Origin of the sequence: Streptomyces filipinensis, assembly GCF_014649495.1 — a bacterium.
GTDB classification, from domain to species: domain Bacteria; phylum Actinomycetota; class Actinomycetes; order Streptomycetales; family Streptomycetaceae; genus Streptomyces; species Streptomyces filipinensis.
This window is the reverse complement of the sequence record NZ_BMTD01000002.1, coordinates 293,295-307,367: the sequence shown is the minus strand read 5'-3', so window position 1 is coordinate 307,367 and position 14,073 is coordinate 293,295. Positions and strand designations below refer to the sequence as shown.

Genomic DNA, 14,073 nt, shown 5'->3' with positions numbered 1-14,073 from the left:
CCCCGGCGGGCCAACCGCCGTCCCCTGTGGTGGAGTTGCTCTACACGGCACCCCGTGCCGCACGGGACGATGTGCCGGCTGCGGGGCCCTGCTCGTGCGGAGGATCCGTCCGCGCACGGACGGAAGGATCCACGGCCAGAAAGCGGAGTTCCGACGTATAGCCGACTCCGGATCGATCGTGCAGCCATGTGTCGTGCATCTCGGGGAGCATCTCCGTCACCCTGACCGTCCCATCAGGACTGTCAGCCGCTTTCCGTACGGCTTTGGCGAAGAGATTCACCAGGGAAATACTGCTGAAATCCAGGAAGAGTGGCTTGTCCTCGTGGGCGGTGCGATAGAAAACGCGCTCCGGAACCCCCGCACCGTCCCGCCACGCACGCGCCGCGAGGAACCGGTCCGCTTCTCGCTCTTCGGTCACCCAGGTGAGTTGTGCGGCGGGGTACGACCAGGACTCGCGTGCGACGACCAGATTGTCGATGGTGATGCGGGAACGATGCGTGCCGGCGGGAAACGGGCTGAAGCTGTTCACCGTCACGCCGGACAGGAGTTCACCGAAGATCTCGATGAGCGGAGCCTCGAACTCGTCCGACCGGCAGCGCACCACAAGCCGCCCCTGTTCTCGGTGCACGTCGAGATCCGCCAGCGTCAGCAGGCGCCCCGGCGCGTCGGTGCTCGGCGATCGCAGCGTCCAGTAGGTGTAGCCGGGGGCGAGCAACGCCGAAGGGGGCGCCAGCCGTGAGGTGACGGTCGCCCAGTCCTTCGGCGGCACGAGGTAGATCCGCCGGGTGCCGTGGTCGAGGCTGTCGGCTTCCCGCAGCCGGTCCGGGAAGGGGTGTTGCTCGACGCAGACGCGGCTTTCCAGGGTGTTGCACGCGGTGTGCAGCTCTCCCAGGACCGCGATGTAGTCGCCGGCGCATATCGCCTCGGGGCTGGGGGCGGCGAGCATGACATCGGGGGAGTGATGGATCGCGGCGGCCCAGGCCGGCGCTCCTGCCGGGAACTGGGCGGAGAAGCGGTCGCGGAGCTCATCGCTGGTGAACTCCCGGGCGGCGGAGTGCTCCGGGTCTCCGAGAACGCGCTGCCACCGGGACTGGAACTCCGCCACCGCCGTCCTGACGGGAGAGGGCAGCCGCTGCGCCGAGTAGAACAGGTGGGGGGTGGCCGCGGCGAGCAGCCGCGCCAGCGGCATGGGACGAGCCCCGTTGCGGGAGGTCCATCGATCGTGGAGCCCCGTGAAGAGCTCGGTGTACTCGTCGGCGATCCGGTTCGCGAGCCACCGGGCGCTGTCGAGTACGAGAGCCAGAGGCGCCGCGAGCGCGTCGAGCACGGGCCTGCCGAGCTCGACCTGTACCGCCCGGACGGTGTCCTCGTACACGAGGGTGCGTCCGGCGTAGTTCTGGCCGTGCCGGCGGACAGCGGCTTCCCCGGTCGCGGCCACGAACACGTCGTCGAGGTGGGCCAGGGCCTTGGACAGCCGCGCCGCGTCGCCGGCGGCCGCCGCGACTTCGTCCCGTGCGCCGCACAGGTCGTCCAGGACGCGCAGCGCGTCCTCCCGCAGCGCGCGATCGCCGATACGCTCCAGCTTGGCGCGGAGTGTCCTCTCCGGCCGTGCCTCGACCCCGCCTTCCCAGCCGAGGGAAAGGACCCCCTTCGCCTCCAGGGCCGCGAGGGCGTCGAGGACTCCCGCCTCGGTCCCGAGGTGGGGATGCCCCGCCGTCCGGGGGAGACGAGCCAGCTCCCGCACAGGACGACAGCCGTCGCAGAGCCCCAGCAACAGGGCCTCCGATTCGCTGAGACGCAGGGGGTCCTTGCCGGGGCGAAGCACGACGGAGCCGGTCAGCCGGTGCGCGGTGTCGATGCGGGGGACGAGCCACGGCCGGAGGTCCTCCCGCCGGCTCAGGGACAGCGCGACGGCGTCCACGGCCCAGGATTCGAAGTACACCGTCCTGCGCGCCAGCCGGTCCGGCCCGTGCGTCACGGTCACGGCCTGGGCGTCCGCGGTACAGGCGGCCCAGCCCACCGGTCCGAAGAAACCGATGGTGTCGTTCTTCATCGTGTATCGCTGAAGATAACTGGTGATGGTGCGCTCGTGGTTGCGTCCGCGGGCGTTTCTGGGCTCCCCGGCGGCGGCCTTGTCCAGGCACTCGGTGAGGAGCCGCCGGTTCTGCCAGGCCACCGCTTCGCGGAAAATCGGGTCGCCGGCAATGGCCTGTATGTTCGTGGAGAGGCGTTCGGTCGCTTCGAGAAACACCTGATCGTACGCGTGCCTGCTCGCTGTGCCCGCGAGGAGTTCATCCGCCGTCGCGGCCAATTCCGGATCGCTCAACCGCAGCACCTGCGGGACTGGAAAACCCGCACTGCGCAGCATGACGTCTCGCCACAGCGACCATCCGGACTTTCCCAGCGGGACAATGTGTTGCATTGACGAACCCCTCTGCGGTTGGCACTATCGTTTCCCATCACAAGCCGGCGAAGGGCGAGGTGCCAAGTTGCGTGCCGTCGAAGGAAGTTTGGAAAGAGTTGCGGATGTTATATCGAAAAACGTGCAGCTCGGCATCCAGTTGTATGTCTCCCTGGACGGCGAGGTGCTTGCCGATGAGGCGTTCGGGCATGTCCGGCCGGGTATTTCCCTGCATCAGCGAGACGCTCTGCCGTGGATTTGCTGCACAAAACTGATGGGCGCCCTCGCGATGGCGCAGCAGCTCCAGGCACACGGACTGACGCCGCATCACCCGGTGGCCGACATCGTTCCCGAGTACGCGGTGGGCGGAAAGCGGGAGGCGACACTGGCCCAGTTGATGTCCCATGCGCTGCCCTTCGAGCCCGAGAGTGCGAATCGGCCGTACTCCGGACTGGAGGACGAGGAGGCGCTGGCGCAGTCCTGTGCGGTCGAGATGGCGGCGCCGCCGGGAACGGGCGGCTGGTACAGCGCGATGGGGTCCTGGGTCGTCGTGGCCGAGGTGGTCCGCCGGCTGTCCGGCCGCGCGTACGCGGAATACGTCGCCGACCATGTCCTCAAGCCGCTCGGCATGCGGCACACCGTGTTCGGTCCGGCCCCCGTCCCGCGCTCACCCGCTCTCTTCGAACGGGTCGACGGACGCCACGTACCGAGCGAGAACGTCTTCCCGGGGGTGCTGGCGCCCCGCCTGCCGGGGACCGGGGCCTGGGGGCCGGCCTCCGACCTGGCACGGCTGGTCGAGTGGCTGACCGTGCCACAGGCGGGCGAGGTCCTCGGACTGTCGCCCGAGACGGTCCGGGCGCTGACGGACACCTACCGGACCGGCCTGCCCGACCGGAACTTCGGAGACATCGACCTCGACTGGGGGTTCGGTATGTGCACCGACCCTGCCTGGTTCGGTGTGCCGAGGGGAAGCAAGGTGGTGGGGCACACCGCCTACGGCTGTGGAATGGTCGTGGCCGACCTGGAGGAACGCCTGGTCGTGTCTTTCCTGTCCAGCAGCGTGGTCCCACCCGACAGCGGGGAGAGCCGTCTGGAGAACCGGATCGTGCGGGAAATCTGCCGAGAGGTTCGTGGCCGAGTGGCCGTCGGCCGGTAGACGGCGGCGCGGCTTCCAGCGACAGGGTGGGGGCCGTCCGCGGGTGCCTGTCATTCATCCGGCCGGCGCCTCGGGCTCGGCATTCGAAGAATGCGCTCGTAGTAGCTCCACGGTGCGGTCGCGTTGCATGACGCGATGCGAAACCTGTGAAGTTCTGCGTTTTCATCCAGAACGCGCTGACACAGGGATGCCGCCACACCTTCCGCCTCTTCGAGGGACTGCGCCAGGATAAAGAAGCCGAGAACCGGACCCGGGTCACCGTGCGTATGCATGACCACGTGTTCAAGTTGATCATCAGGCGTCGCGCTTCGGGTCAGGAGGTCGACGGTGCCTGCGGGGATTTCGGTGTGCTCGTCCGATTCCAGCCGGGCATGGACAAGGTACATGCCTGCAATCGTCTTACTTGGCAAACGCGTTGCCTAGAGTAGCCTCGTGGACGGAATCGGTCATGACACAAACCGTCCAACGGGGGTGGCTTCGTGCCGCAGTACTATCAGGCAATCCGTGGTCCAGTCCGGCGGCGAAGGGTTGCGATGCTGAACATCCTTGGTCTGGATGCGCTGAGTGAAGAGATATACCGGACGATGCTCGCGCACCCCGACAGAGGAATCGACGGGCTCACCGAACTCGTGGGCGCCAGTGAGGTACGTGTACGCCAGGCCCTTGAGCGCCTCAGCGAGTTGTCCCTTATCTCCACTTCGGCGGGGGTGGAGGGCTTCCGTGTCCTGAACCCGGAGACGGCGGTGGACCGTCTCCTCGCCCGTCAGGAGTCCGAACTCGCCACGGCCCGTATGAGGCTGGAGGCGACGAAGGCCGCTGCCACCGAGCTCCTGGCCGCGTATTCGACCCTCCGCCCGCCCCTCGACGACCGGGACTTCGAGCGGTTGGTCGGCCCCGAGGAGATACGCCACCGTCTCGCGGCCTTCGGCACCTCCGCGGAGGAGGAGGTCATGACCTTCGCGCCGGGTGGGGGACACCCGGAAGAGGACCTCGCGGCCAGCCGCCGGCCCAACACGAGACTGCTGGAGCGCGGCATCCGCATGCGCACCATCTACCTGAACAGCCTGCGCAACCATCAGCCGACCCTGCACCACGTGCGGTGGCTCAGCGAACGGGGGGCGGAGGTACGGACGGCAGCCAGCCTGCCCGTCCGCATGATCGTCGTCGACCAGCGCCAGGCCGTGCTCCCGTTGCAGAGGGACGACGCGAGGGCCGGTGCGGTGCTGATCCGCAGCGAGGCGACGGTGGCGGCGCTCTGCGCGCTCTTCGAGTCGATCTGGGACGAGGCGCGGCCGTTCGGCAGTGAGCCCGCTCTCGACGACCACGGACTGTCCGGGCAAGAGGCGGAAGTGATAAGGCTGTTGGCCGAGGGGCTCACGGACCAGGCCATCGCGAAGCGGCTGGGAGTGTCCCACCGCACGGCCCGCCGGATCGCGGCGGACCTCATGGAGCGACTCAATGCGCGTAGCCGCTTCGAGGCGGGAGTACGCGCGGTCCAGCAGGGCTGGATCGCTGCCCAGTAGGCAGCCGCTGAACCCACCACGGCCGGCTGCCGCGACGAGGCGCAGCGGTCGTGTCCGTTGACCGTGTCCGGAGCCTCATCCCTTCCGGGCTCGTACTTTTCTCGCACTGGAGAGGCTGGTTGGTGGAGTGCGCTGCTTCGCGGAGGGGTTGTACAACTCACGCACAGTGGTGATCACCGGAGGAGCGACCGGCATCGGGTTCGCCATGGCCCGCGCCTTCGGGTCGTACGGCGCCCAGGTCGTCATCGTGTCGCGGAAGGAAGAGCGACTCGCCGCCGCGGAGAGGCGGCTGCGGGGGCTCGGCGTCGAAGCGGAGACGATGGTCTGCGACGTGCGCGACGAAGCACAGGTGAAGCGTGTGGTCGAGCAGGTGGTCGACCGTTTCGCCGCAGTGGACGTGCTGGTGAACAACGCGGCGGCGAACTTCTGGTCTCCGGCGGAGAGCATGTCGGCGCGCTCCTTTCGGACCGTGGTGGAAGTCGATCTGTACGGGACGTTCCACTGTGCTCGTGCCGTGGTGCCCCACATGATCGACCAGGGCGGCGGGTGCATCCTGAACGTCACGACGACGGATCCACACCGGGGATTCCCGGGTTTCGCGCACGCGGCGGCGGCCAAGTCGGGCGTTCTGGGGCTGACCACCACCTGGGCTCGTGAATGGGGCCACCACGGGATCAGGGTGAACTCCATCGGTCCCGGACCGACTCCCACCGAGGCCGGACTGAACGGGATGACGGTCGGGCGCCCCGACCATCCACCGTCCTTCGAGATCCAGATGCGCCGCACCCCGCTGGGGCGGCTGGCCACACCGGACGACACGGCCTCCGCGGCGCTGTTCCTCTGCTCGGACGCGGCCTCCTTCATCACGGGCGTGAACCTCTCCGTGGACGGCGGGATCTCCCTTCCCGTGCCCAGTGGGGACCTGCAGTCGGACCCGTTCATCGCCTCTCCCCGGACTCCCCAAGGAGATGACTGACAGTGGCCGCAGCGATCGAGACCTTCGATCTCGCCAGGTCCTACACCCGCAAGCGAGGCTGGCGGCGGTCCTCCGGCGAGCAGACGGTGGCCCTGCGCGGCATCGGCCTGGAGGTGCGGCAGGGAGAGGTGCGGGGCCTGCTCGGTCCCAACGGTGCCGGCAAGACGACCCTGGTCAAGATTCTCTCCACGGTCCTGCTGCCGACGGGCGGCCGAGCCCTGGTGCTGGGGCGCGACGTCGTCGCCCAGGCGGATCGGCTCCGCCCGCGCATAGGGATCGTCTTCGGCGGTGAGCGAGGTCTCTACGGGCGCCTGACAGCACGTGAGAACCTCGATTACTGGGCTTCCCTGTACGGGGCCGCGAGCCGGCGGGCGCTCGTCGACCAGTTGCTGGCACGGGTGGGGTTGAGCGACCGGGGCGACATGCAGGTCGATCAGCTGTCGCGCGGCATGAAACAGCGTCTCCATCTCGCCCGGGGGCTCGTGGGCGGCCCGAGCGTGCTCTTTCTCGACGAGCCGACGGTCGGCATGGACCCGGTCTCGGCGCGGGAGTTCCGCAATCTGGTGGGAGAGCTGCAAGCCGACGGGATCACGATTCTCATGACGACCCACGACATGCGGGAGGCGGAGGCGGTCTGCGACCGTGTGACCCTCATCGACCGAGGCCAGGTGGTGGGGACCGAGGCGCCTTCCGAGGTCGGCCGTTGGGTCAGCGCGTACGAGCGCGTCGACGCCCGAGACGTCCCGGCCTCCGTGAAGGAGCGGCTGCGGGGGATGAAGGGCGTGCTCCGGGTGGACGAACTCCCGGAAGGATGGACGCGGATCGCCACGAACCAGCCCCATGCCGCCGGGGATGTGCTGAGGGCTCTGGTGGATGCCGACGTCACGACGGTGCACACCTCACTGCCCAGTCTGGAGGACGTGTACCTGGAGCTCGTCGGGAATCGGGGTCTGAGTGTATGAGCGGGATCTCGGTGCGCGAAGGCGCCCTGGCGAGGTGGCTGGGTGTCGGCGTCACGGCGTCACGGATCGGGTTCCGTGAATTCGCCGCGTTCTACACCTGGCGGACCTGGGTCTTCGGCTGGTTCCTCCGTCTGGTCACGCAGGTCGTGTTCTTCTCCGCCGTCGGCTCCCTGTCGGGTTCGGGGGAGAGAGTCCGCTACCTGGCCGTGGGGAACGCCTCGGTCATCGTGTGTGTCGAGGCACTCGTCGTGATCACCACCACGGTCCGCGAACGGGACCAGGGGACACTGGCTCTGCAGGTGGCGGCGCCGACCGACTTCGCGGTGACCTACCTCTTCCGCGGCGCGTACTGCCTGCTCATCGGAATCGTCAGCGGCACGCTCGTGTACGCGCTGGCCACCGTGTTCTTCTCCCTGCCCGCACCCGTCCCGCGGGTGCTGTGCGTCCCCTTCTTCCTCGGCGTGATCGGCGCGTCCGCGTACGGCTGGGGAACGTTCATCGGCGCATGGGTGCTGCGCCGTCCCGGGATGCAGTGGCTGGTGCTCAATCTGTCCTATCTGTCCATGATGGCGTTCTGCGGCGTCAACGTCCCGACCGGATATTGGCCCAGCGGCATCACCTTCGCGGCCGAACTCCTCCCGCTCACCCACGGGCTGAGGGCCTTGCGCGCGTTGCTGGCCGGGTCCCCGGCGTCGGCTGTGCTCCCCGAACTCGGCACCGAAGCGCTGATCGGGGCGTTCTGGCTGATGGCCGGGGTGGCGGCGCTCAGATGGGCGATAGCCGGCGAACGCCGTCGCGGGACGATCGAACTCTCGGCATGAAACGGGAACAGACGATGCACGGTGTCACCAAGAAGAGGCCTCTGCTCGTCCGGTTCCCCGGAGCCGGCCCTGCCCGCGTCCACCTGGTGTGCGTGGCCCACGCCGGTGCGGGCGTCGCCCCTTTCAACCGCTGGACCGATCACCTGCCCTCCTGGGTGTCCCTGATCGCGGTACGGCTGCCCGGCCGGGAGAGCCGGCTGCGGGAGAGCCCCCTCACGTCGCTGGACGCCGCGGCCGGCGAAGTCGCCGGGGAACTCGCCGCCCAGGACGGCCCGTTGGTCTTCTTCGGGCACTGCTTCGGAGCGGTCCTGGCGTACCGGGCCGCCCGGCTGATGGAACGGACGGGCCGCGACGACATCCTGCGTCTGGTCGTCGCGGCGGCACCCGCCCCGGACAGGACGGTCGGCCAGGACACCCACCGGCTCAGCGGTGACGCGCTCTTCCAGCAGCTCGCCCGCTACGGCGCGGTGCAGAACACCGACAGGGGCCGGACCCTGTTCGAGCTCTCGGAACCGGCGATCCGCGCCGACTTCCAGGCCCTGGAGACCTGGCAGCCGGGTGACGAGGCGAGCCGGCCGCTGGCCGCCCCGGTCCTCGAAGTACGCGGCGACAGCGACGAGGTGCTGGAACCCGGCACCGCCGGCTGGTCCCCCTGGACCACCTCGGAGCACCGGCGCCTGACCGTCCCAGGCCCTCATTTCCTCCTCGGCGACGCGGTCGGCGGCCTGCTGGCGGTGATCGCCCGGCAACTGGAGGAGGACCTTTCCCGTGAGCAACCCCGCCCGGCGACCGGGCCGCACCCGGTGCCGTCGAACACGGCGCCCCGTTCCGGAGGTATCTGATGAGTCGCGCGGCAGAGGATGACCGCATAGCAGTGATCGGGCTGGCCGGTCGTTTCCCCGGGGCCCCCGACGCGGAGACGTACTGGGCCAATCTCCTCGACAGCACCGTCAGCGTCACGGAACTGTCCGACGACATGCTCCGTGCCGCGGGACTGTCCGAGTCGGAGATCGCCGACCCTCATCGCGTCCGGCGGGCGCCCCTCCTGGACGACGTCGCCGGCTTCGACGCCGGTCTGTTCGGATTCGGCCCCCGGGAGGCCGAACTGAGGGACCCGCAGCAGCGCGTGTTCCTGGAAGTGGTGTACGGGGCCCTGGAGGACGCGGCGATCGATCCGGCGTGCGCGGGCTCCGTCGGAGTCTTCGCCGGCGGCGCGACCAACCGCTACGCCGAGCTGAACGTGCGCAGGAACGCGACCGCGGTCAGAAGTTACGGCGAAGTGGGCATCCAGGCGGGGAACCACAACGACTACATCGCCACCATCGCCTCCTACAAACTCGACCTGCGCGGACCCGCGCTCACCGTCGCCACCGCGTGCTCCACCTCGCTCCTCGCCGTACACCTCGCCTGCCAGGCGCTGCGCAACGGGGAGTGCGACGTGGCCGTGGCGGGCGGCGTCCAGCTGGAACTCCCGCACGGCGGCGGTCACCGGTGGGTACAGGGCGGGATCTTCTCCCGGGACGGTCTGTGCCGCCCCTTCGACGCGGCGGCCGACGGAACGATCTTCGGTGACGGGGCCGGCGCGGTGGTGCTCAAGCCGCTGCAGGACGCGCTGCGCGACAACGACCGGGTCATGGCGGTGATCCGGGGCTCCGCCGTGAACAACGACGGCAACCGCAAGGCGGGCTTCGCGGCTCCGAGCGCCGAAGGGCAGTTCGCCGCGGTGTACGAGGCCCTCGCCGTGTCCGGTGTGGACGCGTCCGACGTGGGATACGTCGAGGCGCACGGCACCGGGACCGCGTTGGGCGATCCCATCGAGACGCAGGCACTGACCCGCGCCTTCCGTGCCTTCACCGACCGGTCCGGCTACTGCCTTCTCTCCTCGGTCAAGGGCAACATCGGGCACCTCGGACCGGCCTCCGGCATCGCGGGCCTCATCAAGGCCGTGCTGGCCGTCCAGCGCGGCATCGTCCCCGGCACCGCGAACTTCACCTCCCCGAACCCGCTGATGGAGCTGGAGTCGACCCCCTTCCACGTCCGCGCCGAGGCCGCTCCCTGGCACACCCCCGGATCCCGCATCGCGGGCGTCAGCTCCTTCGGCATCGGTGGTACGAACGTCCACGTCCTGGTGGAACAGCCGCCGGACCGTCCGGCCCCCCGGCCGGCGTCGTACCGGCCCGCGGTGGTGCTGCCGCTCGCGGCGGCCTCGTCCGACTCGCTGGAGGCGATGGCCCGGCAGCTGTCGGAGCACCTGTCGCAGGAGCGGCCCGACCCGGCAGCCGTGGCCCGTACCCTGCAGCGCCGGCCGCTGCGCCACCGGCATCGTCTCGCCGTGGTGGGAGGGGACACCGACGCGCTGGCCGAGGCACTGGCCGACGCCCCCGTGAGCGGCGCGGCGCAGACGGCCGGTGGGGCGGTGTTCATGTTCCCCGGGCAGGGGGCGCAGCACCCGGAGATGGCCCGCGAACTCCACGCCCGGGAACCGGTGTTCCGGGACGCGTTCGACCAGTGCCTGGACCTGTTCGGGACGCCGACGGCGACCGCGCTGCGCGAGGTGCTTCTGGGCGGCGCGCCGGACGCGGCGCGACGACTGCGCGACACCTCCGTGACGCAGCCCGCCCTCTTCGCCGTCGAGTGGGCGCTGTCCCGGCTGCTGGCCTCCTGGGAGATCCGGCCGGTGGCCATGGTCGGGCACAGCGTGGGCGAGATCACCGCCGCCGCGCTCTCCGGGGTGTTCAGCCTGCGGGACGCGGCCCGCCTGGTGGTCAGGCGGGGAGAACTGCTCGCCGCCACACCGGCCGGTGCCCTGGTCGGGCTTGCGGTCTCCGCCGACGAGGCCGCCCGCCTCACCGACGGGTACGACGTGTGGGTGAGCGCCGACAACGGGGTGCGCTCCTGCACGGTGGGCGGCTCCACGGAGGCCGTCGCGGAGCTCACCGCGAGGCTGGCCCGGTCCGGGCGGCGCTGGATCGAGCTGGACGTGGACCGGGCCTTCCACACCCCGCTGACCGAGCACGCCGCGGCGGAACTGGAGCGGTTCGTGGCGGGGCTGAGCCTGAACCGGCCGCGGATCCCCTGGGTTTCCGATGTCACCGGCCGGTGGATCACCGACGAGGAGGCGCAGGACCCCGCCTACTGGGGCCGGCACCTGCGCTGTCCCGTCCGGTTCCGCGAGGCCCTGGAGCACGCGGCCGGGCTGGAGGACGGCGTTCTGGTCGAAGTGGGCCCCGGGCAGACGCTCACGCAGCTGGCCCGCCGCGCCCCGCAGGTCGTGGCCCACCGCCGGCGCCCGGTGGCCTGTCTGCCGGCGGCGGGCGGGAGGTCGGCACCGCTGGAGACGCTGTACCGGGCGGTCGCGGCACTGTGGCAGTCGGGTGTCGACGTCGCATGGCGGGCGCTCACCGAGGACGAGGGACACGAGCCGGTCCCCCTGCCCGGTTACGTCTTCGACCGCACGTCCTTCTGGATCTCCCCCGACCCGGTGGAGGACCGCCGCACGGACGACCCGGCCCCCGCGCGGCAGGCCGCCGGCACGACCCGGGGCCGCATCACCGTGCCCGTGTGGCAGGAGGCGCCCCGCGTACCGCGGGAACCCGTCCGGGGCCGACGCTGGCTGGTGGTCACCGACGACGCCGGGGCGGCAGCCCCGCTCCTCGACCAGCTGTCCGACGCGGGTGTCCACGCGATGCTCGTGAAGGCGGACGAGCAGGCACCGCACCGGGTGAGTGAGGACCTCGTCGCCGAGCTCGGCGCCGCCACCGAGCCCCTGGAGATCGTGCACCTCCTGCTGCAGGGCGCCCCACCCGCGAAGCCGGGGTCCGAGGCGTGGTGCGAGCACTGGCTGGACCGCGGCTACCGCTCCGTCCAGTCGGTCGTCCAGGACCTGGCGCGTCACCGCCCGGCCGAGCGGTCCGTCCGCCTCACCGTGCTGGCCGACCGGCTGTGGGACGTGTCGGGCACCGAACCGCTCGACGTCGCCAAGGCGCCGGTGGTCTCCCTGCTGCACACGGCGACCAGGGAGATCAGCGGGCTCCGCGCCCGCGTGATCGACGTACCGGGAGCGCTGGGACAGCACGATCGCGCCACCAGCCGGTCGCTGGCCGCGCTGCTGTGCGCGGACGACGGCACCGTGATGGACCGGACCGCGCTGCGCGGCACGCGCCGCTGGACCCCGTCCTACGCCGACATCGACGAGGACGACCTGCTCGCGGCGGCACACAGGGCCACCGCCGACGGGGTCTGGCTCATCACCGGTGGTCTCGGCGCCCTCGGACTGGTGGCCGCCGAACGGCTCGGTGCCCTGGGACAGGTCAAGCTGGCTCTCCTCGGCCGGAGCGGACTTCCCGATCGGCGGCGGTGGACGGACCCGGCCGGCCTGACCGACGACCAGCTCTCGGCGGTCGCCGCCGTCTCCCGGCTGGAGCGGGCCGGCTGCACCGTGCTGCCCCTGGCGGCGGACGTCTGCGACCGTGCCTCACTCGGCACCGCCGTGGACCGGATCCGGGCCGAACTGGGCCCGGTCAAGGGTGTGGTGCACGCCGCCGGAGTCGCCGGTGGCGGCATGCTCGCCGTCAAGGATCCCGGCTCCGCCGAGCGGGTGCTGCGCCCCAAGACCATCGGCACCGTACTGCTGGACGAACTCCTCGGTGACGAGCCGGAGACGTTCATCCTGTTCTCCTCGGTCGCCGCGATCACCGGCCAGCTGGGCCTGGGGGACTACGCGGCCGCCAACGCCTTCCTGGACGCCTTCGCCCACGAGCGCGCCCGCCGCCGTCCGGGACGCACGGTCTCGGTGAACTGGCCCTCCTGGGACGGCGCGGGCATGGCCGTACGGGCCGAGTCCGAGCGCTCCGGACGCCGCCCGCAGGAGCAGGGCGCCGCACGTGTCGTGGTCGAGCCCGTCGCCGCGGAGCCCGGCGAGAGCCACGTCTTCCTGGCGCGGGTCACGCCGGACGCCTGGCTGGTCGACGAACACCGGATGGGCGGCACGCCCGTGCTCCCCGGTACGGGATTCCTCGAACTCCTGCTGCGTGCCGTCGGCTTGGTCCGGCCGGGGCCCGTCCGCTGCACGGACGTGACCTTCACGGCGCCGCTCGCGGTGGTACGCCCGACGGAGCTGACCGTCCGCTTCACCCCCGCGGCCGACGGCTGGCGGTTCCGCATGACGACGCTCACCGCGTCCGGCGAGACCGTCGTACACGTGACGGGCGGGGTGAGCGCGGACGACGGCGACGTGCCACGGCACGACCTGTCCGCACTGCGGGCAGCCCACCCGGCGCACGCCGAAGGACCCCGCTTCAACGACGGCTCCGGGCTGATGACCGTGGGGGAGCGGTGGTTCAACGTCACGAGCGTCAGGACCGGTGACGCCGGCACGCTGGCCGAGCTGGCCCTGTCCGACCGGTTCCGCCGGGACACCGAGGACCACCTGCTCCATCCGGCGCTGCTGGACTGCGCGACCTCCTTCCTGGTGCCGCTGCCCGAGGGGACCAACGCCCTTCCGTTCGCCTACCAGAGCCTGGTGGTGCGGGACCGGCTGCCCGCCTCGGTGACCGCCCTGGTGCGCGAGCACCGGCAGGAGGGCCGGGGCACGTTGCTGCGGGACGTGTCCCTGATCGACGCCTCGGGACGTGAGATCGTCACCGCTTCCGGGTTCACGCTGCGCCGTGTCGAGCGCGCGGCGGCCACGGACGCGGTGCGAGGCGCCCTGGACGGCGAGGGAGCACGCGCCCAGGAGCCGGCCCCGCTGCGTTCGTCGGGCGTCGCCCGGGACTCGTTCCTGGACGTGGAGACCGGCGGCCGGCTGTTCGACGCCTTCCTGGCCGTGGACCGCGGCCCGCAGGTGATCGTCGCGCCCGAGGGCCTGACGGAGAAGCTCCGCAGGGCCGACGACTACACGGCCGCGTCGATGACATCCGCGTCGATGACGTCCGCGGCACGGCCGGGCGGGCCGGGTGCGGCACCCGCCGCCGTCCCGGGGACGGACGCGGCACCGGCCGGAGCGGGCGGCAGCGCGTTCGCCGGCCGGCTCACCGCGTTGTGGTCGGAGGTGGTCGGTGCCCCCAGCGGACCGGACGACGACTTCTTCGAAGCGGGCGGTGACAGCCTCGCCGCGGTCCAGCTGGTGGAGCGGATCAGGGTGGAGCTCGACGTGGAACTGCCGATGGCTGTGCTCTTCGACCACCCCACGCTGGCCGAACTGCTCACCGAGGCGGAGCGCAGGAGGTGACCGGC

The 14,073-nt window shown here is 70.9% G+C and carries 9 protein-coding genes; 7 read left to right on the top strand and 2 right to left on the bottom strand.

Going from position 1 to position 14,073, the window contains the following annotated elements; genetic code table 11:
* Nucleotides 1-40: 40 nt before the first annotated feature.
* A complete protein-coding gene (locus IE244_RS06375) occupies nt 41-2,422 on the bottom strand; it encodes a lantibiotic dehydratase (protein ID WP_191871647.1) in 2,382 nt (793 codons plus the stop codon).
* Here IE244_RS06375 and IE244_RS06370 point away from each other — a divergent pair.
* Nucleotides 2,367-3,557 carry a serine hydrolase domain-containing protein gene (locus IE244_RS06370; protein ID WP_308436254.1) on the top strand — a complete coding sequence of 397 codons (1,191 nt, stop codon included), beginning with the start codon at nt 2,367-2,369 and terminating at the stop codon, nt 3,555-3,557. The genes IE244_RS06375 and IE244_RS06370 overlap by 56 nt on opposite strands.
* Before the next feature lie 50 nt (nt 3,558-3,607).
* On the opposite strand, the gene IE244_RS06365 is transcribed toward IE244_RS06370, so the two are convergent.
* Nucleotides 3,608-3,943: a hypothetical protein gene (locus tag IE244_RS06365; RefSeq protein ID WP_191871645.1), complete on the bottom strand. Its 336-nt coding sequence runs from the start codon at nt 3,941-3,943 to the stop codon at nt 3,608-3,610.
* A 147-nt stretch (nt 3,944-4,090) separates the two neighbouring features.
* On the opposite strand from IE244_RS06365, the gene IE244_RS06360 reads away from it, so the two are divergent.
* From IE244_RS06360 to IE244_RS06335, 6 genes are all read left to right on the top strand, one after another.
* Nucleotides 4,091-5,080, top strand: a complete 990-nt coding sequence (locus IE244_RS06360; protein ID WP_191871644.1) for a helix-turn-helix domain-containing protein — start codon at nt 4,091-4,093, stop codon at nt 5,078-5,080.
* Between the two features lie 166 nt (nt 5,081-5,246).
* On the top strand, nt 5,247-6,056 hold the full coding sequence (locus IE244_RS06355) for an SDR family NAD(P)-dependent oxidoreductase (protein WP_191871643.1): 810 nt from the start codon (nt 5,247-5,249) through the stop codon (nt 6,054-6,056).
* 2 nt (nt 6,057-6,058) lie between these two features.
* On the top strand, nt 6,059-7,018 hold the full coding sequence (locus IE244_RS06350; RefSeq protein ID WP_229853976.1) for an ABC transporter ATP-binding protein: 960 nt from the start codon (nt 6,059-6,061) through the stop codon (nt 7,016-7,018).
* Complete coding sequence (locus IE244_RS06345; RefSeq protein WP_191871642.1) at nt 7,015-7,839, top strand: ABC transporter permease; 825 nt, start codon at nt 7,015-7,017, stop codon at nt 7,837-7,839. The genes IE244_RS06350 and IE244_RS06345 overlap by 4 nt, the downstream gene beginning before the upstream one ends.
* On the top strand, nt 7,836-8,681 hold the full coding sequence (locus IE244_RS06340) for a thioesterase II family protein (protein WP_191871641.1): 846 nt from the start codon (nt 7,836-7,838) through the stop codon (nt 8,679-8,681). Before IE244_RS06345 ends, IE244_RS06340 begins: the two co-directional genes overlap by 4 nt.
* Entirely contained in the window at nt 8,681-14,068 is a 5,388-nt protein-coding gene (locus IE244_RS06335; RefSeq protein ID WP_191871640.1) for an SDR family NAD(P)-dependent oxidoreductase, read from the top strand. The genes IE244_RS06340 and IE244_RS06335 overlap by 1 nt, the downstream gene beginning before the upstream one ends.
* The last annotated feature ends 5 nt before the right edge of the window (nt 14,069-14,073 follow it).